General features: G+C 69.5%; 16 protein-coding genes. 12 read left to right on the forward strand and 4 right to left on the reverse strand.

Annotation, left to right across the window (positions count from 1 at the left end; genetic code table 11):
• Positions 1–1,128 precede the first annotated feature (1,128 nt).
• Positions 1,129–2,781: an apolipoprotein N-acyltransferase gene (gene lnt / locus KY572_RS04080; RefSeq protein ID WP_224240835.1), complete on the reverse strand. Its 1,653-nt coding sequence runs from the start codon at positions 2,779–2,781 to the stop codon at positions 1,129–1,131.
• On the reverse strand, positions 2,778–3,455 hold the full coding sequence (locus KY572_RS04085) for a hypothetical protein (protein ID WP_224240836.1): 678 nt from the start codon (positions 3,453–3,455) through the stop codon (positions 2,778–2,780). Before KY572_RS04085 ends, lnt begins: the two co-directional genes overlap by 4 nt.
• Positions 3,456–3,542: 87 nt before the next feature.
• Between KY572_RS04085 and KY572_RS47015 the strand changes: the two genes are divergently transcribed.
• A complete protein-coding gene (locus KY572_RS47015; RefSeq protein WP_263451362.1) occupies positions 3,543–4,454 on the forward strand; it encodes a hypothetical protein in 912 nt (303 codons plus the stop codon).
• A gap of 95 nt (positions 4,455–4,549) precedes the next feature.
• On the opposite strand, the gene KY572_RS04095 is transcribed toward KY572_RS47015, so the two are convergent.
• Both KY572_RS04095 and KY572_RS04100 read right to left on the reverse strand, forming a co-directional pair.
• Positions 4,550–5,623: an SGNH/GDSL hydrolase family protein gene (locus tag KY572_RS04095; RefSeq protein WP_224240837.1), complete on the reverse strand. Its 1,074-nt coding sequence runs from the start codon at positions 5,621–5,623 to the stop codon at positions 4,550–4,552.
• Positions 5,624–5,770: 147 nt separating this feature from the next.
• Positions 5,771–8,794, reverse strand: a complete 3,024-nt coding sequence (locus KY572_RS04100; RefSeq protein ID WP_224240838.1) for an error-prone DNA polymerase — start codon at positions 8,792–8,794, stop codon at positions 5,771–5,773.
• 198 nt (positions 8,795–8,992) lie between these two features.
• Here KY572_RS04100 and KY572_RS04105 point away from each other — a divergent pair, with 198 nt between their 5' ends.
• The 11 genes from KY572_RS04105 to ptsP all read left to right on the forward strand — a co-directional run bounded on the left by KY572_RS04105 (position 8,993) and on the right by ptsP (position 21,940).
• Positions 8,993–9,478 carry an NfeD family protein gene (locus KY572_RS04105; protein ID WP_224240839.1) on the forward strand — a complete coding sequence of 162 codons (486 nt, stop codon included), beginning with the start codon at positions 8,993–8,995 and terminating at the stop codon, positions 9,476–9,478.
• Positions 9,478–10,545, forward strand: a complete 1,068-nt coding sequence (locus KY572_RS04110; RefSeq protein WP_224240840.1) for an SPFH domain-containing protein — start codon at positions 9,478–9,480, stop codon at positions 10,543–10,545. Before KY572_RS04105 ends, KY572_RS04110 begins: the two co-directional genes overlap by 1 nt.
• A gap of 79 nt (positions 10,546–10,624) precedes the next feature.
• Positions 10,625–11,176: a Wall-associated protein precursor gene (locus KY572_RS04115; protein ID WP_224240841.1), complete on the forward strand. Its 552-nt coding sequence runs from the start codon at positions 10,625–10,627 to the stop codon at positions 11,174–11,176.
• Between the two features lie 133 nt (positions 11,177–11,309).
• Entirely contained in the window at positions 11,310–11,858 is a 549-nt protein-coding gene (locus KY572_RS04120; RefSeq protein ID WP_224240842.1) for an imm11 family protein, read from the forward strand.
• 75 nt (positions 11,859–11,933) lie between these two features.
• Complete coding sequence (locus KY572_RS04125; protein WP_224240843.1) at positions 11,934–13,613, forward strand: sensor histidine kinase; 1,680 nt, start codon at positions 11,934–11,936, stop codon at positions 13,611–13,613.
• The gene (locus KY572_RS04130; protein ID WP_224240844.1) at positions 13,610–14,953 is read left to right on the forward strand and encodes a sigma-54-dependent transcriptional regulator; all 1,344 of its coding nucleotides are present in this window, start codon (positions 13,610–13,612) and stop codon (positions 14,951–14,953) included. Before KY572_RS04125 ends, KY572_RS04130 begins: the two co-directional genes overlap by 4 nt.
• A gap of 244 nt (positions 14,954–15,197) precedes the next feature.
• Positions 15,198–16,754, forward strand: a complete 1,557-nt coding sequence (locus tag KY572_RS04135) for a SulP family inorganic anion transporter (RefSeq protein ID WP_224240845.1) — start codon at positions 15,198–15,200, stop codon at positions 16,752–16,754.
• A complete protein-coding gene (locus tag KY572_RS04140) occupies positions 16,751–17,446 on the forward strand; it encodes a carbonic anhydrase (RefSeq protein ID WP_224240846.1) in 696 nt (231 codons plus the stop codon). The genes KY572_RS04135 and KY572_RS04140 overlap by 4 nt, the downstream gene beginning before the upstream one ends.
• A 348-nt stretch (positions 17,447–17,794) precedes the next feature.
• On the forward strand, positions 17,795–18,796 hold the full coding sequence (gene dhaK / locus KY572_RS04145) for a dihydroxyacetone kinase subunit DhaK (RefSeq protein WP_224240847.1): 1,002 nt from the start codon (positions 17,795–17,797) through the stop codon (positions 18,794–18,796).
• A 5-nt stretch (positions 18,797–18,801) separates the two neighbouring features.
• Positions 18,802–19,431 carry a dihydroxyacetone kinase subunit DhaL gene (dhaL, locus tag KY572_RS04150; protein WP_224240848.1) on the forward strand — a complete coding sequence of 210 codons (630 nt, stop codon included), beginning with the start codon at positions 18,802–18,804 and terminating at the stop codon, positions 19,429–19,431.
• Positions 19,432–19,456: 25 nt separating this feature from the next.
• Positions 19,457–21,940: a phosphoenolpyruvate--protein phosphotransferase gene (gene ptsP / locus KY572_RS04155; RefSeq protein WP_224240849.1), complete on the forward strand. Its 2,484-nt coding sequence runs from the start codon at positions 19,457–19,459 to the stop codon at positions 21,938–21,940.
• Positions 21,941–22,056 lie beyond the last annotated feature (116 nt).

Here is a 22,056-nt window from a genome sequence, read left to right on the forward strand (position 1 = left end):
AGCCTCATGCATGCACCTCCAGGTCGACTCCCACCCTACAGGGACTCAGCCTCGGGTCCCGTCGGAGTTCCCGGCAAACCTGTCCTACAAGCATACCGGTTCGGCAAGCGGCACTGCCGGGGGGCTGGCGTGGGTTCAGCCAGGGCTCACCGCTAGAGGTCACCGCGGTCCTGTTCCGGTCCCGGCGGGCGCACGTGCGCTCCAGCTCGCTTCCGCGCTGTCCAGGTGCTCCAGGAGCAGGGCGTTGATGCGGTCTGGATGATGCAGGGTGACACCATGGGAACCGTCGGGAATCTCCACGTATCGCGCCCCGGGAATGCCCTCCGCCAGCGCCTTACCCCCGTGCGGAGGCGCAATTCGATCGTGCGCGCCGCTTACGACCAGGGGCGGCCCCTCTCCGCCGGCGAGCCAGCTCAGCGTGCAGCCACGATGCGAGGTGGTCTGTCGAACGGGCGAGGGGGTCATGCGCGCTCTCTTAAAGTGTCCCGTGCCCGAGACGCAGAGTAACGGTGCTTGATGGTCCCGAAGAGAGACTTTCCTGTGCAGGCCCCGCATCTCCGATGCCACCATCTGCGGGAGAAGAATGGCCTCCCGTCACTCCTCCATCGCTTGTCTGCTGGAATGTTCGCACTACCCGGACACGATGCAGCCCGACGCACCTTCCCTCGAATGACATGAGCGACAGTTCGGCCTCAATACACTCGGGCCCCAAGCCACCCAGTTCTCTGGCGAAGAGTGGGAAGCGTATCGTGCTCCCATACCAGTATCCCGGCTCGAGAATGAGGAGATCCTCCTCCCGGCCGCGAGGAGGGAACGCGTCCATGATGATGAACGGAACATTCTGGCGCGTTTGACAGTCGATGACCGAGTTCACATTCACGTCGATGTTCGAAAACAGCCGCTTGTCCAGGCGCAGGCGCTCCCCTTCGGCCCCAACCAGGAAGCGCCCGGAGAGGTACTCGCCGTCGTAATGAATCTCTTGAAGGTCCATCCTGGCGTGTGGCGGTCGTTGTCCGCAGTCGGCAAGGCGCTCCTGCTGCTTTGAAGGTGTGGTCGTACATGCCAGGAGCAGGGCCAGAACAGCGATTCCGTACTGGAGGCAGAGAACCGGAGCGCGTCGCTGAGCCCTCATGCCTTGCGGCCCGTCATTCGCCGACTGAGCAGCACCTGCGCCAGTAGCAGCACCATCCCCAAGATCAGCGCCGTGGGACCGAACCAGTCTCCCCACGCCACCATCAACGTGCCGATGGGCGCCGTCGGCGGGATCGTCACCACCACTCCCGCTCGCTGGCCGGTCTGCACCTCCCGGACGATCTCTCCCGTCGGAGTGATGTAAGCCGAGATACCTGAGTTCGTCGCCCGCACCTGCGGCAGCCGCGTCTCGATGCTCCGGAACGCCGCCAGCGTCAGGTGCAGCTTCGGCCCCGCGGACGTCCCGAACCATGAGTCGTTCGAGAGCGTCACGATCAGCTCCGCGCCCTTACGCACCGCCGCCGCTACGTAGTCCGGGAAGATGGCCTCGTAGCAGATGAGCGGCACCACCTTCAGCACCCTGCCTCCCCTTAAAGGGAAGCCGAACGATTGCGGCCCAGGCCCCCGCTTCCAGGTCCCCAGCCACGGCAGCATCCCGCGCACCCACGGCTTGTCCAGCGACTCCGGCACCCACTCCGTCAGCGGGAAGAGCTTCGTCTTGCGATAGACGCCGAGCTCCAGCCGCTTCTCCTCTGGAGTCCCCACCGGGCCCAGGAACATCGCCGCGTTGTACTCGCGATCCTGCTCCAGATCGTACGCCCCGAAGATCAGCGGCATCTGGCGCTCGCCCACGAACTGCGACAGATCCTGATCGAACTCCGCCCCTTCCTCGCTCTTCGGCGAGCCGAACGTCGTCGGGTACACCGTCTCCGGCCACACGATCAGATCCGGCTTCGTGTCCTTCATCAGCTCGTCGGAGAGCTGGTAGTGCGTGTCCAGGATCATCCGCAGCGCGTCGTACGTCCCCATCTCCGCCGCCAGCCGGCCGTACTGCGTGATGTTCGACTGCACCACGCCTACCGTGAGCCCCGGTCCCGTCCCCACCTGCTCGCTCACCTGTCGATACCGGATGGCTCCGTAGCCGGTGAGCACCACCACCAGCGCCACCAGCACCGCCGCGGGAGTTCGCAGCTCCCTCGCGCCAGGCCACTTCCATCCCCGAGCCGAGAACGCCTTCACCGCCGCCAGCACGCACTCGTTGCCCAGGATGAGCGCCACCGTGAGGCCATGCGCCCCCGCGATGTCCGCGCCCTGCCGCAGCCAGACGGAGCTGTAGAGCCCCTGCCCCAGCGTGTCCGCGAAGAGCTTGGGCCACGCCCACTCCGTGCCCACGTACACCAGCGCTCCCGTCAGCCCCACGCGCAGGAACGCTCCCTCCGGCGCCATCCGCCGCGCCAGGTGTCGGGCCAGCGCCGCGAAGATGAACTGCGGCTGCATGAACGGCCCGAACGACAGCAGCACGAGCCAGAACATCCACAGGTCCGAGGACTGGGCATACGCCCCCAGCGCATCCGCGAACCACCCGAAGATCACTCCCGTGAAGACGACGCTGAGAACCAGCCCTGCCGCCAGCGTCTGCCACACCGTCCGAGCCCGATCGAGCACCGCCAGCCACGGCACCAGCGCCACCCAACCCAACCAGACCCAAGCCGCCTCGATCCGCCCGAACAGCCACACCCCCAACGAGGTCGCCACGGCCGCGAGGAACATCTCCCCGAACCGCCGCCCCGCCGACAGCTCCACGCTCATGGACTCGGCTCCGCCCCGCTCGGATGCTCTGGATCCAGCATCTGGATGGGCATCCCCGGCGGCGCCATCTCCGGCGGGACGATGCCGTTCTCCGTCACCTTCATGGGCTGCCCGTTCGCGTCCAGCGGCGGGCCATCCGGGCTGAACATCAGGATCGCCGGCAGCCGCTCGCCCTCATCCGTCGTCTGGTAGTGGCGCACGTAGCCGGGTGGCAGCTCGAAGTCCTCCGGCACGACGATCCCCTTCTTCAGCGGATCCGTCCCTGGGGGCGGAAACACCATCAACCCCGTGGGTTCCTCTCCTGGCTTCGGCATCTCAAAGAGACCCTCGGGGAGCTGCTCGAGCACCTCCTCCGGCACCGCGGCCACCTGCTCCTGCAGGTGCTTGGGCAGGGGCTTCGTCGCGGGCCGGGCCGGTGCCGGGCGCGCGGGCGCCGGAGACGTCGGGGGCACCGGCTGCTGCACCGGAGGCGGCTCCGTCCGCGCGAACACGGGCGGGCTCTCCACCTCCGGCTCGTCGAAGACCAGCCACAGGCTCAGCGCCAGGCCCACGCACGTGAGGGCCACGCCGATCCCGAGCACCCACGCGACGCCACCGCCCGCGCGTCGTTGCTCGACCCGGACGATGCCATCGCTGTCGACGTGCCGCTGTGGGGCCGGGGGCTGCGCCGCCATGCTCGCTCAGGACCTCCAGGCTCCGTATAGTATCGGCCCCTCCTACCGAGGCCAACCAACCCCCTCGCCTCCTGCCTCCCGAGCCCCATGCACGCCGCAGCCGAGCCCGTCCCGCCCCCCTCCCCTGGCGCTGACGCCGCTCCCCGCTTCCAGGTCCACGCCTGGCGGCCGGCCCTCCGGTTCCTCACGCTGGCCGCTCAGGTGCTCGTCGCCGGCAACCTGCTCTATCTCGTGGCCCTCACCCTCCAGGGCTCCCTCGAGGGCCTGGAGCCCCTGGTTCCACGGGGGCTGATCGTCCGGCTGGTGCTCCAGCTCGTGGCGCTCCTGCTCCTGCCCCGCGTGCTCGTGTGGCTGCTGCGGCACTTCACCTCGGCCACTCTCGTCGTGGAGCCCTCGCGGCTCGTGCTCCAGCTCCGTGGTGTGCGCTTCGAGATCCCCCTCGAGTCCATCACCGGCCTCGAGCCCTGGAAGCTCCCGATGCCCGGCCCTGGCCTGGCTCTGCGGCTGAAGTCAGGGCGCCGCTTCCAGTACCAGCTCGAGGCGGCCGATCCCGCCGCGCTCCTCTCCGCGCTGAGCTCCGCGCTGCCCTCGGCGACCCAGGCGGCGGAGCACCCAGCCACGCGGTTCGGACAGGCCCGGCGTGACTTCCGGCGGCGGTTCTTCGACAAGCCGGCCTTCAAGCTCGGCCTGTTCCCCCTGCTGCCCACCACCATCATGTTCCGGGCGCACCAGTACATCACCTTCGGCGGAGCCTTCGGTGAGTACGACATGCTGGGGCTCGGCTCGTACCTGAAGACCTACGCGGCCTTCTGGCACACCTTCGCCATCGGCCTGCTGCTGTTCGCCGGCTTCTGGCGCATCGCCGCCGAGCTCCTGGCCTTCGCCCTGACCTGGGTGCTGCCCTCGCGCGCACGCGGCATCCGGCTGGCCGCGGAGTGGCTGTGCCGGCTCGTCTACTACGTGGGCGCTCCCGCGATCATGGCGCAGCCCTTCCTGTAGCGCCCACCAAAGCAGAACGCGCCCCCGCATCAGCTGGCGGAGGCGCGTCCGAACTTCCGCCACGCCCGAGAGCGTGGCTTCACCCGTTCAGCCGACTACGGCGCGGCCGGGTTGTACGTGGAGATGGACCAGCCGGAGCGCTCGTGGCCGGACTTGTTCCACTCGGTGTTCTTGCCACCGACGATCTGCGCATCCGTGAAGTCCGGAGCGGCCGAGCCCGAGCCCGTGCCGATGGTGGACTTGTAGTAGGTCGGGTGCGTGTCGTCCGACTGCAGGTAGTCGAAGCTGGTGGTGGAGTTCACGTAGTGCGTGTTGGAGTCACGCAGCGTGCCCTTCAGCGAGACGATGCGGGCAACGTAGGCCGCCTCGCTCTCGCCAGCGCGCCAGCGGATCGCGTCCACGTCGATCTGGCCGTCGCCGTTGGAGTCGTAGTCGCTGGCCATCATCTCCGCGAAGGAGTCCGCGCACTTGAAGCCGTACGTCGCCGCCAGGTTACAGGCGCGCCAGTTGCTCTTGGCCAGGTACGGCAGGAACTTGTCGCGGCGGTTCACCGAGGCGCCCGTGGACGCGTCCTTGCAGCTCGTCTGGACGTTGTCCGCGTTGTAGCCCGGGTAGTAGATGTTCATGATGATCTTGGCCTTGGCCGCCGTCGCGTACTGGTTGATGGCCTGCATGCCACGCTCCATGTACGTGGTGCAGTTGGCCAGCGCCGTGTCCAGGCCGGAGTAGTTGCAGGTGCCCGTCTGGTCCTTGAACGCGCTGCGCGCCTGCAGATAGTCATTGCCGCACATCTCGAACATCACCACGCGCGTGTTCGCAGACTGCATGTACGAGCGCTCGGCGACGATCTTGTTGTTGTAGATGTCGTCGGCCTTGGCGCCCGACTTGGTGCGGCGCACCACCTCGATGTTGGCGTTCCACTTGTTGCCCAGGTACTCGCCCGCGGCGTAGGGGCCCGCGCGACGCGCCACGCTGAAGAGGCTGCCGTTGTAGCCGGCGAAGATCGAGTCACCGTAGGCCACCACGCGATAGGTGCTCGTCGCACCGCTGCGGTTGATGGTCCACGAGGTGTTCTGGTTGATGGTGCTGGCGAACGCAGCGCTGCTCACGACGGTGGTGGCCAGCGCGCACGCCGCGGTAGCGCCACGCAGATTGAAACGAAGGGACATGGACTGCCTCCTAGGCTCCCGGGGGATTTGGGAGGCCGGCAGGGTACAGACAGCCCACCGCGCATTTCCAGGGAAAACAGTGCAAATTCCAATAAACCGCAAGTGACGCAATGCACCAACAAATAGTTAGCCCAGTGACAGAGCCTCTCAGCCGAGGAGCCCCTCCAGCGCCATGACGCGCTGTGTCTTCACGTTGATCACCTTGCCGGTCCGCTCCAGGACGCCCTCGCCGATGATGAAGAGCGCGCCGTGGATGTCTCGGCGGCAGCGCTCGTAGACGTCCGGCGGCACCACCAGGTTGGCGATCCCCGTCTCGTCCTCCAGGGAGATGAAGCACATGCCCTTGGCCGTGGGAGGCCGCTGCCGGGTGATCAGCATCCCGCCCACCGCCACGCGCCGCCCCGACGTCACCCGCTTGAGCCCCTCGGCGGGCACCGCGCCCAGCTTGCGCAGCGCCGGCCGCAAGAGCTCCAGCGGGTGCTTCTCCAGCGAGAGCCCCACCGTCTCGAAGTCCGCCTCCACGCGCTCGGCCACGCTCATGGGCGGCAGCTCCACCTGCGTGCTGTCCATGGGCAGCCCGAAGAACAGATCGTCCTCGTCCAAGGGCCCCAGGGCCTGGATCTCCCAGAGCGCCTGGCGCCTCGAGCCGCACAGGGAGGCCAGCGCTCCGGCCAGCGCCAGCCGCGTCAGCTCGTGCCGGGGAATGCGGCCCCGCCGTGCCAATTCCCCCACGCTCTCGTAGCCCTTGCCTCGCGATGCCGCCACGCGCCGACCGGCAGACTCGTTCAGCCCACGCACCATGCGCAGGCCCAGCCGCAGCCCCCCGCCCTCCTCCAGCGTGCAGTCCCAGTCCGAGTGGCGCACGTCCACCGGCCGCACCTGCACGCCGTGCCGCTTCGCGTCCGCCACCAGCGTGTGCGGCGCGTAGAAGCCCATGGGCTGCGAGTTCAACAGCGCCGCGCAGAAGGCCTGCGGGTAGTGGTACTTGAGCCACGAGGACGCATAGGCGATCAGCGCGAAGGACGCCGAGTGGGACTCCGGGAAGCCGTAGTGCGCGAAGCCCCGGAACTGCTCGAACAGCTCCTCCATGTACTCGCGCGTGTAGCCGCGCTTCACGCCGCCGTCCACGAAGCGGATGCGGTAGGGCTCCAGCAACTGCTCGGCGCGCTTGTGCCCCAGCGCCCGCCTCAGCCCGTCCGCCTCGCCCGCGGTGAAGCCTCCGGCCACCATGGCCAGCTTCATCGCCTGCTCCTGGAAGAGCGGCACGCCCAGCGTCTTCTCGAGGATGGCTCGCACCTCGGGCGTCGGGTACGTGGCCACCTCCTTGCCCTCCCGGCGCCGCAGGAAGGGGTGCACCATGTTCCCGATGATGGGCCCGGGGCGGATGATGGCGATCTCGATCACCAGATCGTAGAAGGTGCGCGGCTTGAGCCTGGGCAGCATGCTCATCTGCGCCCGGCTCTCGATCTGGAACACGCCCACCGAGTCCGCCTCGCAGAGCATGTCGTAGACCTTGGGGTCCTCCGGCGGGATGGTCGCCAGCGACAGCTCCCGGCCGAAGTGCTGGCGGATGAGCGCGAAGCACTTGGCCACCGCCGTGAGCATGCCCAGGGCCAGCAGATCCACCTTCAGCACGCCCAGCGCGTTGATGTCGTCCTTCTCCCACTGGATGACGGTGCGGCCCTTCATCGCCGCGTTCTCCACGGGGATGAGGTCCACCAGCGGCTCGCGGGTGATGACGAAGCCGCCCACGTGGATGGAGAGGTGGCGCGGGAAGCCCTCGATGTCCTGCGCCAGCGTGAGCGTCTGCCGCACCCGGCTATCGAAGGCGGACAGCCCCGCCTCGGCCAGCACCTCCGGGGTGACGTCGAAGCCGTACGCCGCCGACACCTTCGAGAGCCGGTCCACCTGGTCCAGCGACAGGCCCATCGCCTTGCCCACCTCGCGCAGCGCCAGCCGCCCCCGGTAGCAGATCACCTCGCAGACCATGCCCGCGCGGTGCCGGCCGTGCTTCTCGTAGACGTACTGGAGCACCTCCTCGCGGCGCTCGTGCTCGAAGTCCACGTCGATGTCGGGCGGCTCCTTGCGCTCCATGCTCAGGAAGCGCTCGAAGAGCAGCCCCATGCGCACCGGATCGATGGCGGTGATCTGCAGCGCGTAGCAGACCGCCGAGTTCGCCGCGCTGCCGCGCCCCTGGCAGAGGATGCCGCGCGAGCGCGCGAAGTGGACGATGTCCCAGAGCGCCAGGAAGTAGCCCGGGAAGTCCAGCGCCTCGATGAGCCGGTGCTCGTGGTCGATCTGCTTGCGGACGTCGGCCGGCACGCCGCCCGGGTAGCGGATGGCGAGCCCCTCCTCGGTGAGCACGCGCAGGTGCTGCATCGCCGTGCGTCCGGGCGGCAGATCCTCCTCGGAGAAGTGGTAGCGCAGCTCATCCAGCGAGGCGTTGCAGCGGCTGGCGATCTCCAGCGTGCGCTCCAGCGCCTCGGGGCGGTCTCGGAACAGTCGGGCCATCTCCTCGGGGGACTTCAGGGTGCGCTCGGCGTTGGGCTGGAGCCGGGTGCCCGCCTTGTCCACCGTCGTCTTGTGGCGGATGGCCGTGAGCACGTCCTGCAGCGGCTGGCGGCGGCGGTGGTGGGTGTGCACGTCGTTGTGCGCGACCAGGGGCACCCCGAGCGAGCCAGCCAGCGCCTCCGCCTGGGCCTCGCGCGCCTTGTCCCCCGCGGACAGCGTGCGGCACAGCCCCACGTGGAAGCGCTGGGGGAAGGCCTCGGCCAGGGGCGCCACCCGCTCGGCGGGAGCGGGGTTCGGCAGCAGCGCGATCAGCCCCTCGGAGCGCTCGGCCACCTCGCGCCAGGGCAGCCCGGCCTCGCCCTTGGGGTGGCTCATCCGGCTGGCCGACACCAGCCGGCACATGTTGGCGTACCCGGTCGAGTCCATGGCGTAGATGACCACCGGGGGCCCGTCCGTCAGCGTCAGCTCCGTGCCGAGGATCACCTTGAGGCCATGCTCCTTGGCCGCCAGGTGCGCCTTCACCACGCCATACAGCCCGTCCGCGTCCGTCAGGGCCAGGGCCTGCACCCCCAGCCGCGCGGCCGTGGCGACCAGCTCCTCCGGGTGCGAGGCGCCCCGAAGGAAGGAGAAGTTGGAGCGGCAGACCAGCTCGGCGTACACGGCACATAGGATACTGGACGTGCGTTCATCCCGCCGCCAGGAAACCTCGCCCCCTGTCGGATCCACGGGTGGCTGCCGGTACGTCCGATTCCTGGACCGGTTTGCGGGACAGGATTCGAGGCGGCGCGTATCTAAAGGATGGCGGCGGCCGGAGGGGTTTGACAGGACGGCGAGCCCGCTGCCAAAGAGGAGCCCGATATGGATCTGACTCCCGTCGACTGGCAGATGTGGATCGTCGCGGCGCTGGTGCTCGGCGCCCTGGAGATCAAGCTCTCCGGCTTCGTGACGCTCTGGTTCGCGATCGGCGCACTGGTGTCGGCGCTCGCGGCGGCCGTGGGGCTGGGCATCAACGGGCAGCTGCTGCTCTTCATCGCGGTGTCCACGGCCTTGTTCGCGGCGTCTCGGACGATCTTCAAGGAAGCGTTCATGCGCACGGCCAGCCCCTTGAAGATGGGGGTGGAGGCCATGGTGGGCCAGGAGGCCGTGGTGACCGAGGCCCTGGCGGACCCCCACGGCGGCACGGTGCGTATCAACGGAGAGCTGTGGACGGCGCGCTCGCTGTCGGGCCCGGTGGCCGAGGGTGAGCGCGTCACCGTCGAGCAGGTGGATGGACTGAAGCTATGGGTGCGGCGCCCCTCCGCGTCGCTCGAGATTCCCGCGCACAAGAAGAAGGAGAACGCGTAATGACCTTCATGACGGTATTGCTCATCGTCGCGGCGCTGGTGGTGGGCTTTGCCCTCATCACCGGCATCCGCATCGTCCCGCAGGCCAAGGTGATGGTGGTCGAGCGGCTGGGGAAGTTCCACAGCGTGGCGCACAGCGGGCTGAACATCCTGATCCCGTTCCTGGACAGCCCACGGCACTTCGAGATGCGCACGGGCAACCGCTTCATGCGCAGCCCCCTGGTGGATCTGCGCGAGCAGGTCATGGGCTTCGAGACCGTGCAGGTCATCACCCATGACAACGTGAACATGGAGGTGGGCTCGGTCATCTACTACCAGATCGTCGATCCGGCGAAGGCGCTCTACGCGGTGGAGAACCTGGCGCTGGCCATCGAGCAGCTGACGATGACGAACCTGCGCAACATCATGGGCGGGCTGACGCTGGACCAGACGCTGACCAGCCGCGAGACGGTGAACACCAAGCTGCGCATGGTGCTGGACGACGCCACGGAGAAGTGGGGCGTGAAGGTGACGCGGGTGGAGCTGCGCGAGATCGAGCCGCCGCAGGCCATCAAGGAGGCGATGGCCAAGCAGATGACGGCCGAGCGCGAGCGGCGCGCCGAGGTGACGAAGGCCGAGGGCGACAAGTCGGCGGCGATCCTCAAGGCGGAGGGCGAGAAGATCTCGCGGATCCTGCGCGCCGAGGCGGAGCGCGACGCGGAGGTGGCTCGCGCCGAGGGCCACAAGCGCGCGGTGGTGCTGGAGGCGGAGGCGAAGGCGGAGGCCACGCGGCTGGTGTTCGAGGCGGTGCACTCGGGCCGGGCGACGCCGGAGGTGCTGGCGCTGCGCTACATGGAGACGCTGCAGGAGCTGGGCAAGGGCACCAACAAGGTGTTCGTCCCCTACGAGGCCACCGCGGCGCTGGGCAGCGTGGGCATGCTCAAGGAGCTGTTCGCCAAGGAGGGTGACGCGACGCCCCCGGTCACCAAGGCCGCGCAGGCGCTGGGCACCCAGACCGTGACGCGCTCGCCGCAGCCGGCCCCGCTGCCCGTGCGCCGCGGCCCGCCGACGTTCCCGCAGGACGAGTAGCACCGCCGACTCCGCTCGGTGAGGTGCCGCATGGACAGGGATGACCGGGAATCCCACCCGGTCGTCTACGATGCGGCCCATGCTCCCTCTCCTGCTCCTGCTTGTGGTTGGCCAGGCCCCTGCCCTCCCAGGCGAAACCACCCTGGTGTCCTTCTGCAAGCAGCGCAGGATGAGCGCGTGCGAAGCCCTGCAGCAGACAGACCCCAAGCGCGCTGCCGAAATCGAGGCGGAAGCCGCGAAGAACGCCCTGAGACTGGAGGCACTGAAGGTCGCGGAGGAATCTCGCGACCAAGAGGATTCCAAGGCCGACGAGTCCTCCGAAGCAGCATCTGGCGAGCCACCAGATTGCAAGGGCCAGAATCACCACGTCATCTCCCGTCGGATCGCAGAGGAACTGGAGAGGCATGAAACCCTCGCAGGGCTCTACAAACCTCGGGATGAGCGATTCAAGACACGCGCGAAGGACGAGGCATCGCACTGTGGCTACCAGGACTGGCACCGCAAGGTGGATGCGGAAGTCATCAAGTGGCTCAGGGACCACGTGGACGCTACGCCCGAACAGTTCATGAAGATGCTGCGCGAGATCTACAAGCGCCCGGATCTCCTGGATCGATTCCCTCATGGCTTCTGACTCGTTCCCGAGCCCGCGCTTCTTCGTCCTCGAGGAGGACCTGTTCGGGCGTCATGACACCCGGTTCCGCACGGTCGAGCCTGTCAACCTCGGGAAGGCTCCTCGCTGCCCGCGATGTGATGCTCCCCTGGGCATGCGCACGTGGCTGCCACCCTACCGCGTCGAGTTGGAATTGTATGGGCAGGAGCCTGGTGACTTCGTCGATGGGCCTGGCGGCAACAGCTTTCTCATCTCCGAGCGCATGACCGGGTTCTTTCGAGCAGAAGGACTGACCGGGCTGCTCGGCCTTCACCCCGTTGAGGTGGTCCGCGCGCGTAGAAAGCGTCAGGGGGCGAAGCCCGACGCCGTGCCCCGCTACTTCGCGGTCACCCCCTGCCAGAGCCGCGCCGCCGTGGACGTGGCGCGCAGCCGCCTGCGCTATGACAAGCCGGTGACCTGCCCGGAGTGTCGATCCGCTGGGCTGGACTCCATCCATGGCTTCGTTCTCGAGCCGGGAACCTGGCAAGGCGAGGATGTGTTCCGCGCTCGGGGAAGTGCCGGCCGAGTCATCGTCTCGGAACGTTTCGCCGAGTTCGTCAGGCGACATGGGCTGACGAACATGAAGCTGGTTCCCTCCGAAGAGTGTGTCTCGGACCCGCTCAACCTTGGTCCCCCGGCAGCGCCGCCCGAAGCTCCCACCTGATGCTTCAAAGTGAGGAGGCGGCCAAGAAAGGAGGCGGCGGCCAGGAAAGAAGGCAAGGGACTGGAGGGTTGACGCATGATGCCGCCCATGTCCCCACCGCCTTCACCGCCGGCCCCTGCTCCGGCCCCTGCTCCGGGCGAGCTCGTCCGCACCCAGCAGCGTGCGGGCCGCTCCGTCCTGGTGGGCCTGGTGCTGCTCGGCGTGGCCACCGTGGCCAGCCCCCTGCTCGCCTACCGAGAGGACCTGGAGAACGCCCGCGCCGAGGCGATCGACCACCTCTCCGTCCAGGCCCAGGTGCAGGCCGAAGCCCTGGGCTTCCACCTGGGGCTGCTGGAGGCGGAGCTGCATCGCCTCGCCACGCACCCGAAGCTCTCCCTCGGTGATGGCCCCTACGGCCCCGAGGTGACCGTGCTGGACAACGCCCTGCACCACACCCAGCTCTTCTCGGAGGGCGTGGCCCTGCTGTCCGCCTCGGGGCGCCGCGTGTGGAGCGATCCTCCCGACATGCCGCTGGGGGACTCGCCGCTCGACAGCCGCCCCTGGTTCCGCCGGGTGCTCCGCGAGGGTGTCTCGGACATCAGCCTGCTGGAGCGGGATGACGGACCGCTGGTGGTGGTGGTGCCCGTCATCCGCTCCGTCCAGGTGGTGGGCCTGCTCGTGGGCGAGCTGCGCTCGGAGGCTCGCCCGCTGCCGGGCGTCCGCGCGAAGGAGACTGACTTCTCACTGCTCATGGGCCGGAACGGGAAGCTGCTGCTGCCCGTTCCGCCGCAGACCTTCAAGTGGAACCCGGAGCTCGCCTCGCGCGTGCTCTCCCTGGTCGAGGCCCCAGGCCCCCTCGTGCTGGGAGGCACCCACATGCTCGGCGCGGCCGCTCCCGTGCCGACGCCGACGGGCGTCAGCGGCATGCTGCTGGCCGTGCTCGAGGACGAGGAGCGCAACACCGGGCCCCTGCGGCGCCGCTTCCTCGGACAGCTCCTCTTCCACAGCGCCCTGCTGGGCGGCACCCTCCTGCTCTTCACCTTCCTGCTGCGGCGCTCCTACCGCTCGCTGCTCGCCGCGGAGGATCGGCTGCGGCACCAGGAGACGATGGCCGCCCTGGGCGCGGCCAGCCAGCTCATCGCCCACGAGGTGAAGAACGCCCTCAACGGCATCCAGGCCGCCCTCTCCCTGCTGCGGCCCGCCACCTCCAGCGGAGAGCTCGCCCTGCCCGCCCTGCGCGCGCAGATCCACCGGCTGGGGCACCTGGCGCGCTCGCTGCTCTCCTTCGGCGCGCCGCGCGCCGCCCTGCGTCGCTCCTGCGAGCTGCGCCTGCTGCTGGACGAGGCCCTCCAGTCCGTGCGCCTGCTGCCCGAGGCCGAGGACGTCCCCATCGGCGTGACGATGATGGAGGGACTCCCCGTGCACGTCGATCCCGCGCTGGTGGTGTCCGCCATCGACAACCTGCTGCGCAACGCGGTAGAGGCCGGCGCCGTGGCGCGTGATACGGGGCTGCGGCCCACACCCTGGGTCCAGGTGAGCCTCGCACGCGATGGCAAGGAGGCCATCCTGGTCGTGGAGGACAACGCTGGCGGTGTGGATCCGGCCCTGGAGCCGCGACTCTGGGAGCCGTTCGCCACCGCTCGGGCCAAGGGGGTGGGCTTGGGGCTTCCCATGGCTCGGGCCGCCGTGGAGATTCACGGCGGCAGCCTCACCTATACTCGCCTCCCCGAGGGCAGCCGCTTCAGCCTTCGACTGCCGCTGGAGGGCGCCGCATGAGCACCTCTCTGCTCCTGGTGGACGACGATCGCACCTTCAGCTCGCTCGCCTCCTCCGTGCTCAAGGCGGAGGGCTTCCTGGTGCGCACGGCCCGCTCGCTCCACGAGACGCGCGCGGCCCTGGCTCGCGAGTCTCCGGACCTCGTCATCCTCGACCGCCGGCTGCCGGATGGCGATGGGCTCTCCTTCCTGCCCGAATTGCGCGCCCAGCTTCCCGGCACCGTGGTGCTGATGGTGACGGCGCACGGAGACATCGCCAGCGCGGTGGAGGCCATCAAGCAGGGGGCGCTCGACTACCTCTCCAAGCCGGTGGAGCTGGATGACCTGGTGCTGCGAGCGCGCCGCGCCGCCCAGGACGTGCAGCTGTACGAGCGCCTGCGTCAGGCCGAGAGCGCGCTGGAGGGCCGCCGACGCCTGCTGGCGCCCCGCTCGCCGCTCATGCAGCAGACCATACAGATGCTCGAGCGCATCGCCACCTCTCCGCGCAGCCCCGTGCTCCTGCTGGGCGAGACGGGCGTGGGCAAGGAGGTGATCGCTCGTCACCTGCACGTGCTGCGCAAGGAGCAGGGGCCCTTCGTCCACGTCAACTGCGCGGCCCTGCCGGACGCGCTGGTGGAGAGCGAGCTGTTCGGCCACGAGCGAGGCTCCTTCACCGACGCGCGCACGGCGAAGCGTGGGCTGGTGGAGGTGGCCGACGGCGGCCTGCTCTTCCTGGACGAGGTGGGCGAGCTGCCGCTGGCGCTCCAGGCCAAGCTGCTCACCTTCCTGGACAAGGGCGCCTTCCGGCGGATCGGCGGCAGCAGCGAGCTGACCAGCAGCGCGCGCGTGGTGGCCGCCACCAACCGCGATCTCACCCAGGAGGTGGCCGCCGGCCGCTTCCGCGAGGATCTCTACTTCCGCCTGAGCGTCTTCAAGGTGGAGGTACCCCCGCTCCGAGCGCGGCGCGAGGACGTGCTGCCGCTGGCCGAGTCCCTGGTGGCCGAGCTGTGCGCGGAGCTGGGCCGCCGCCCGGTGGTGTTCTCCGCCGCCGCGCGCGAGCGGCTCGAGCGCTACCCCTTCCCCGGCAACGTGCGCGAGCTGCGCAACATCCTCGAGCGCTCGCTGGTGCTCGAGACAGGCTCCACGCTGGAGCTGGAGGCGCTCGCCACCGGCCCGCGCAACGCCTCCTCCGCGCCCGATCCCACCGCCTTCGTCGTCTCGGGCCCTCCGCGCCCCCTGGAGGAGGTGGAGCGGCTGTACGTCCGGCACGTACTCGAGCTGATGGAGGGGCGCCGGATGGATGCCGCCCGGGTGCTGGGGATCTCCTATCCCACCTTTCTGCGCAGGCTCGGGGAGGAGTGAGCCAGCGTGGTAGAGCCTGCCTCCTGGCTTGCCTGTCTGCCGGGTTGCTCTGGACTTCAAGGTTCTTTCATCGGGGCCGGGGCCAACTTCAAAATTCTTTAAGTCCTTCTTGAAGTCCCTCAGCGCCTCCCGAGGGAAGCCGGCCTCCTGATGGCTGGCACGCTCGTTGCGAAGGCCCAGAACCGAACTGCGCCGGCCCTCTCCCCCTGAGGCTCGGTGCCTGGCTCGGTCTGGAGGCTGAGAGATGAAGTCTGGTGAGACGAAGGCGAGCTCGGGCGGCACGCTTCGTGAGGTGCTGACGAGCGATGTGCCCGCCTCCCTGGTGGTCTTCCTGGTGGCGGTCCCCCTGTGCATGGGCATCGCGCTGGCTTCGGGCGCTCCCATCATGTCAGGCCTCATCGCCGGTGTGGTGGGCGGCCTGGTGGTGGGACTGTTCGGAGGTGCGCCGCTGCTGGTGAGTGGCCCGGCGGCGGGCCTGGCGGTGATGGTGTTCGGCTTCATCACGGAGCTGGGCTTCGCCGTCACCTGCGCCGCGGTGGCCGCCGCGGGCGTGATTCAGATGGCGCTCGGTGGCTTGAAGGTGGCGCGCAGCGCGCTGGCCATCTCGCCGGCCGTCATCCACGGCATGCTGGCGGGCATCGGCATCCTCATCGCGCTGAGCCAGCTGCACATCGTGCTGGGCGGCGCGCCGCAGTCCAACGCCTGGAAGAACCTGGGCGAGCTGCCGCGGCAGATCGCCGACCTGCATGGCCCCGCCACGATCCTGGGCCTGATCACCATCGGCCTGCTGGTTCTGTGGCAGGTGATGCCGAAGAGCCCCCTCAAGAAGGTGCCCGGGCCGCTGGTGGCGGTGATGGGCGCGACGGTGGTCTCGGTGGTGTGGGGCGCGGACGTGAAGAAGGTGGAGCTGGCGGGCGACTTCTTCAGCAGCCTGCAGCTGCCCTCGCTGCCCCAGGGCAACTGGGGCCCCTTCGTGGTGGCGGTGCTCTCGCTGGCCCTGGTGGCCAGCGCCGAGTCGCTGCTGAGCGCGGTGGCCACCGACAAGATGCACACCGGCCCGCGCGCCAACCTGGACCGCGAGCTGTTCGCGCAGGGCATGGCGAACACCGTCTCCGGCCTGGCGGGCGGCCTGCCCATCACCGGCGTCATCGTCCGCAGCGCCGCGAACATCTCCGCGGGAGCCAAGACGCGCGCCTCCGCCGTGATGCACGGCGTGTGGATGCTGGTGTGCATCACCACGCTGGCCTCGCTGCTGGGGCTGGTTCCCCTGACGGTGCTGGCGGGCCTGCTCGTGTTCGTGGGCGTGAAGCTGGTGAACGCGGCGCACATCAAGGAGCTGCGCCGCCGCGGCGAGCTGTCCGTGTACCTGGTGACGGTGGCCGGCGTGGTGGGCATCAACCTGCTGGCGGGCATCGCGCTGGGCCTGGCGCTGGCGGTGGCGCGGCTGCTGTGGCGGCTGGGCCGGGTGCGCGTGCACGTGCGGCAGGCCGGTGACATCCACCACGTGCGCGTGGACGGCGCCCTCACCTTCGTGGGCGTGCCCAAGCTGTCGGCGGAGCTGGCCCGGGTGCCCATGGGCGCCGAGGTCAAGCTGGATCTCGCGGTGGAGACGCTGGACCACTCTGGCTACGAGGCGCTGGAGAGCTGGTCCGAGACGCACCGCAAGACGGGCGGAAAGGTGTGGATGGAGCCGCTCGAGGACATCTGGCTGCACAAGGGAGGCGGCTCTCGGTCTCCCGCTCCATCCATCACCCCTGCTTCTCCTCCTTCCCCTTCTCTCACCACCGAGGGTGCACGATGAAAAAGCTGATCAACGGTCTGTTGGACTTCCAGCGGCACAGCCTTCCTCCGTACCGCGCCACCTTCGCGCGGCTGGCCAAGGGGCAGACGCCAGACTGCCTCTTCATCACCTGCGCCGACAGCCGCGTGGTGCCCAACCTCCTGGTGTCCATGGATCCGGGCGACCTCTTCGTCATGCGCAACGTGGGCAACATGGTCCCGCCGGCGGATGATCACGGCACCTCCGTGGGAGACCACTCGGAGGCGGCGGGGCTGGAGTTCTCCCTGCTGCACCTGCCGGTGGTGGATGTGGTGGTGTGCGGACACTCTTCCTGCGGCGCCATGAAGGCGCTGCTGGCGGGCCAGGTCGACCAGCGCGCCCCCAACCTCAGCGACTGGCTGAGCCTGGGCCGCTCCGCGCTGCAGACCATGGAGAAGCCCGGGCTGGTGGGTCAGGGCCTGTCCCCGGCCGATCAGCTCAGCCAGCTCAACGTGCTCCAGCAGATCAAGCACCTGAAGACCTATCCGCTGGTGCGCGAGCGCCTGGCGGCGGGCACCCTGCGGCTGCACGGCTGGTGGTTCGACATCGGCAACGCCCAGGTGCACGCCTACCGTCCGGGTCGCGAGGCCTTCGTCCCCATCGACGAGAACGAGGGCGAGCAGATGCTCGCGGAGCTGGAAGGCAACGGGCATCCCTCCGCCTCCATCGCCTGACGGTTCCGCCTGAAGGATCGTCTCGACAGGCTCCCGCGGAGCTCATCGCGGGAGCCTCGTGACGAGGCCCGAACAGCGCCTCGCTGCCAGCCCGAGCCGGAGATAGTCTCCCCTCCGGAGGGAATCGATGGTCGACTGGCAGGCACTGCTGCAGGGCCGAAACGATGGGTTCAGTACGCCCATCATGGGAGCGCGGGTTGGATCAGCCCCGACCACCATCCCGCGCGCCATCATCACCCAGCTCGAGCCGAGCTCCTCTGGGGCGAGGACTGATTCCCGCCTCTCCGGTCCCAGTCTTTGATAGTCCTACGGATCGGGCGGGCCTCCAGGCCCGTGGCGGGGTGCTCCATGAAGAAGCTGATCAACCGTCCGCAGGACGTGGTGACCGATGCGCTGCGCGGCATGGCCGCCGCCCATGGCGATCTGGTCCGGGTGAACTTCGAACCGAACTACCTGGTCCGTGCTGACGCGCCGGTGCGCGGCAAGGTGGGCATCGTCTCGGGCGGAGGCTCCGGGCATGAACCCATGCACGGAGGGTTCGTGGGCATGGGCATGCTGGATGCGGCCTGCCCCGGAGCGGTGTTCACCTCCCCCACTCCCGACCAGATGCTCGCTGCCTCCCAGGCCGTCAACGGCGGCATGGGCGTGCTGCACATCGTGAAGAACTACACGGGTGACTGCCTGAACTTCGAGATGGCCGCGGAGCTGGCTCGCGCGGAAGGCATCCAGGTGGAGCAGGTCATCACCAACGACGATGTCGCCGTGCAGGACAGCCTCTACACCGCGGGGCGGCGCGGCGTGGGGGTGACGGTCCTGGTGGAGAAGCTGGCCGGCGCGGCCGCGGAGCAGCGGCGCTCCCTCCAGGAGGTGGCCGACCTCGCGCGCAAGGTGAATGCCCAGGGCCGCAGCATGGGCATGGCGCTCACCTCCTGCACCGTGCCGCACGCGGGCAAGCCCACCTTCCAGCTGGGCGAGGACGAGGTGGAGCTGGGCATCGGCATCCACGGCGAGCCCGGCCGCAAGCGCATCAAGCTGGCCCCGGCCTCCGAGGTGGCCGCGATGCTGGTGGAGCCCATCCTGGCCGATCTGCCCTTCAAGTCCGGCGACTCGGTGCTGGCCTTCGTCAATGGCATGGGCGGCACGCCGCTGATCGAGCTCTACATCCTGTACGCCGAGGTGACGCGGATCCTGGAGGCCAAGGGGATCAAGATCGCTCGCAACCTGGTGGGCTCGTACATCACGTCCCTGGAGATGGCGGGGTGCTCGATCACCCTGCTACGGCTCGATGAGGAGCTCACGCGCCTGTGGGACGCGCCGGTGAAGACGCCGGCCCTGCGCTGGGGAGTCTGACGGCCATGCCCATCACCCGAGATGCCGTCGCGCGGTGGATCCAGGCGTACGCGGCCGTCCTCGCCGAGCAGAAGGATCAGCTCACCCAGCTCGACATGGACATTGGGGACGGCGACCACGGGGAGAACATGAACCGGGGCTTCCAGGCCGTGCTGGCCAAGCTGCCGGGCGTGGCGGACAAGGACATCAGCACCCTGTTCAAGACGGTGGCCATGACGCTGATCTCCACCGTGGGCGGAGCGAGCGGACCGCTCTATGGCACGCTGTTCCTGCAGATGGCGGCGCGGACTGCCGGCAAGCAGGAGCTGACGCCCTCCGAGCTGGCCGAGGCCCTGAAGGCGGGCGTCGACGGCGTCATGTCCCGAGGCAAGGCGGTGGCCGGGGACAAGACGATGGTCGATGCGCTCCAGCCGGCGCTCGAGGCGCTCCAGCAGGCGCTCGGGCAGGGCGTGGAGCTGGCGGAGGCGCTGAACCGGGCGGCCACCGCGGCCGATCAGGGCCGCCAGGCCACCATCCCCTGGGTCGCGAAGAAGGGCCGCGCCAGCTATCTGGGAGAGCGCAGCGCGGGCCACGCGGATCCTGGAGCGACTTCGTCTCACCTGCTGATCCAGTGCGCCGCCAGGACGCTGGGGTGAGCCCTCCCGCTCCGAGGCCCGCGCCATGGTAGGACTCGTCATCGTCTCGCACAGCCGGCTCCTCGCCGAGGGCGTGGCGGAGCTGGCGCGGGAGATGGCCGGCCCCGAGGCTCGCATCGCCACCGCCGGAGGGCTGGAGGGGCCGGACTCGCCTCTGGGCACCGACGCCACGCGGGTGGTGCAGGCGATCGAGAGCGTGTACTCGGACGCGGGCGTCCTGGTCCTCATGGACCTGGGGAGCGCCGTGCTGAATGCGGAGCTGGCCCTGGACCTGCTCCCGCCCGAGTACCGTGAGCGCGTGCGGCTCTGTGGCGCCCCCCTCGTGGAGGGCGCGGTCGCCGCGGCGGCGCTGGCGCGCACGGGAGCACCCTTGCAACGGGTGGCGGAGGAAGCCCGCTCGGCCCTGAGGGCCAAGCAGGAACAGCTCGTGGAGCCCGCGACGGTCCCCTCCCCGCCCCAGCCGCGACCCACCGGCGGGCCCGAGCACGTCCTGCGCGTCACCGTGCCCAATGCTCACGGGCTGCATGTGCGGCCGGCGGCGCGCCTGGTGCAGACCGTCCTGCGGTTCCCGGCGGACGTCCGGCTGCGCAACGTCACCACCCAGAGCGAACGAGTGGATGCACGGAGCATCAACTCGGTGATGACGCTGGGCGTGCGGCAGGGCCACGAGCTCGAGTTCATCGCGACGGGTCCGGAGGCGGCACCGGCGCTGGAGGCCGTGCGCCTGCTGGCCGAGGCGCACTTCGGTGACGACCACCCCGATCAGGCCGCGCCAGCCTCCGCGCAGGCTTCCCGCTCACGTGACGAGGAGGCCGCCGGGCCATGGCTGACGGGCATCACGGCCTCCCCGGGCATTGCCATCGGCGCCGCGGTCGTGCTGCGGCAGGCGGATGACCCGGGGACCCCGGAGGCAGTGGGTACACCCCAGGAAGAGTGGGCACGGCTGCAGCGGGCGCTCGAAGGCGTGCGGGGAGAGCTGGGGGCCATGCGCGCCGCCATGGCCCTGCGGTCCGGCAGCCAGACCGCTGGGATCTTCGAGGGACATCTCCTGCTGCTCGGAGATGACGAGCTGCTCCGGATGGCTCACGAGGGCATCCATCGCGGAACCAGAGGAGCCCTGGTGGCGTGGCGGGCCGCGGTGGAGACGATGGCCCTGCGCTACGAGGCGATGAAGGACGAGCTCCTGAGCTCCCGGGCCGTGGATGTCCGCGACGTGGGCCGCCAGGTGGAATCGGCCCTGCGGGGCCCTTCCCGCTCCGCCGAGTCCCACCCGTCCTCGGGCATCGTGCTCGCCCGCGACTTCGCACCCTCGGACGTGGCCCGGCTGGGAGCACGCGGCATCCAGGGGCTGTGCGCGGCGCGCGGCGCGGCCACCAGCCACGCGGCCATCCTGGCGCGGTCGCTCGGCATTCCCGCCGTGTTCGGCGTGGGGGATGCGCTCTTGCGCGTGGCGGACGGCACTCCCCTGATCGTGGATGCCACCGCGGCGCGGGTCTGCATCCAGCCCTCGGAGGAGCTGCTGGCGCGGTATCAGGAGCGGGTGAAGGAGGAGGAACGCACCCGGCGGACAGCGCACCGGCTGCGCGCCCAGCCAGCCCTGACGCGGGATGGCCGCCGGGTGGAGGTGGCTGCCAACATCGGCACCGTGGCCGAGGCTCGGGCCGCCCTCGAGGCCGGCGCGGAGGGCGTGGGCCTCTTCCGCACGGAGTTCCTCTTCCTGCAGCGTGCGGCGGCCCCGGATGAGGACGAGCAGTACCAGGCCTATCGCGACGCCGCCCAGGCGCTGGGTGGCCACACGCTCCTCATCCGCACGCTGGACATCGGGGGCGACAAGCCCCTGCCCTATCTCGACATGGGGAGCGAAGCGAATCCCTTCCTCGGCCTGCGGGGGCTGCGCTTCTGTCTGGCGCACCGCGAGCTCTTCACCCGCCAGCTACGAGCCATTGCGCGTGCCGCCGCCGAGCACCCCATTCGCGTCATGTTCCCCATGGTGACGACGCTGGAGGAATGGCGGGAGGCTCGGGCCCTCTGGAATGAAGCGGCACGCCCCTTTCCCGCGGCGGCACGCGCGGAGGTCGGGCTCATGCTCGAGGTCCCCTCCGCGGCGCTCCTGGCACCGCACCTGGCGGAGGAGGCCAGCTTCTTCTCCCTCGGGACCAACGATCTGACGCAGTACCTCTTCGCCGCGGAGCGCGGCAACGCCACCGTGGCGCACCTGGCCGACGCGCTGCACCCGGCGCTGCTGCAGATGGTGGCGCGGGTGAGCGAGGCGGCACACGCTCGGGGCCGGTGGGTGGGCGTCTGCGGCGAGCTGGCCGGAGATGCGCTGGCCGTGCCGCTGCTCGTTGGACTCGGGGTGGACGAGCTGAGCATGAGCGCGCCAGCGATTGCCCCCGTGAAGCAGGCCCTGCGCGCCTGCCACGCGGGTGAGGCTCGGGCGCTGGCGCAACGAGCGCTCGCCTGCGCCAGCGCCGCGGAGGTGCGACGGTTGCTGTCGGGAGAGCGCTGAGCCCACGCCTGCTCGCCTCCTGCTCTTCCAGGAGACGGAGCGCCCGCATGGAGGCGAGCATCAAAGCCAGCCCGGGGAGGAGTCACGGCACATCGGCGTGCCTACCCTCCCCGCAG

The organism is Hyalangium gracile (assembly GCF_020103725.1).
In the GTDB taxonomy this organism is placed as follows: domain Bacteria; phylum Myxococcota; class Myxococcia; order Myxococcales; family Myxococcaceae; genus Hyalangium; species Hyalangium gracile.

Excerpts from the sequence above, each read along its gene's own strand:
- KY572_RS04110 (WP_224240840.1), top strand. The coding sequence starts at position 9,478 with ATGACCTTCATGACGGTATTGCTCATCGTCGCGGCGCTGGTGGTGGGC.
- KY572_RS04130 (WP_224240844.1), top strand. The coding sequence starts at position 13,610 with ATGAGCACCTCTCTGCTCCTGGTGGACGACGATCGCACCTTCAGCTCG.
- KY572_RS04115 (WP_224240841.1), top strand. The coding sequence starts at position 10,625 with ATGCTCCCTCTCCTGCTCCTGCTTGTGGTTGGCCAGGCCCCTGCCCTC.
- KY572_RS04085 (WP_224240836.1), bottom strand. The coding sequence starts at position 3,455 with ATGGCGGCGCAGCCCCCGGCCCCACAGCGGCACGTCGACAGCGATGGC.
- dhaK (WP_224240847.1), top strand. The coding sequence starts at position 17,795 with ATGAAGAAGCTGATCAACCGTCCGCAGGACGTGGTGACCGATGCGCTG.
- KY572_RS47015 (WP_263451362.1), top strand. The coding sequence starts at position 3,543 with ATGCACGCCGCAGCCGAGCCCGTCCCGCCCCCCTCCCCTGGCGCTGAC.
- ptsP (WP_224240849.1), top strand. The coding sequence starts at position 19,457 with ATGGTAGGACTCGTCATCGTCTCGCACAGCCGGCTCCTCGCCGAGGGC.
- KY572_RS04135 (WP_224240845.1), top strand. The coding sequence starts at position 15,198 with ATGAAGTCTGGTGAGACGAAGGCGAGCTCGGGCGGCACGCTTCGTGAG.
- lnt (WP_224240835.1), bottom strand. The coding sequence starts at position 2,781 with ATGAGCGTGGAGCTGTCGGCGGGGCGGCGGTTCGGGGAGATGTTCCTC.
- KY572_RS04125 (WP_224240843.1), top strand. The coding sequence starts at position 11,934 with ATGATGCCGCCCATGTCCCCACCGCCTTCACCGCCGGCCCCTGCTCCG.
- KY572_RS04140 (WP_224240846.1), top strand. The coding sequence starts at position 16,751 with ATGAAAAAGCTGATCAACGGTCTGTTGGACTTCCAGCGGCACAGCCTT.
- KY572_RS04120 (WP_224240842.1), top strand. The coding sequence starts at position 11,310 with ATGCGCACGTGGCTGCCACCCTACCGCGTCGAGTTGGAATTGTATGGG.
- dhaL (WP_224240848.1), top strand. The coding sequence starts at position 18,802 with ATGCCCATCACCCGAGATGCCGTCGCGCGGTGGATCCAGGCGTACGCG.
- KY572_RS04095 (WP_224240837.1), bottom strand. The coding sequence starts at position 5,623 with ATGTCCCTTCGTTTCAATCTGCGTGGCGCTACCGCGGCGTGCGCGCTG.
- KY572_RS04105 (WP_224240839.1), top strand. The coding sequence starts at position 8,993 with ATGGATCTGACTCCCGTCGACTGGCAGATGTGGATCGTCGCGGCGCTG.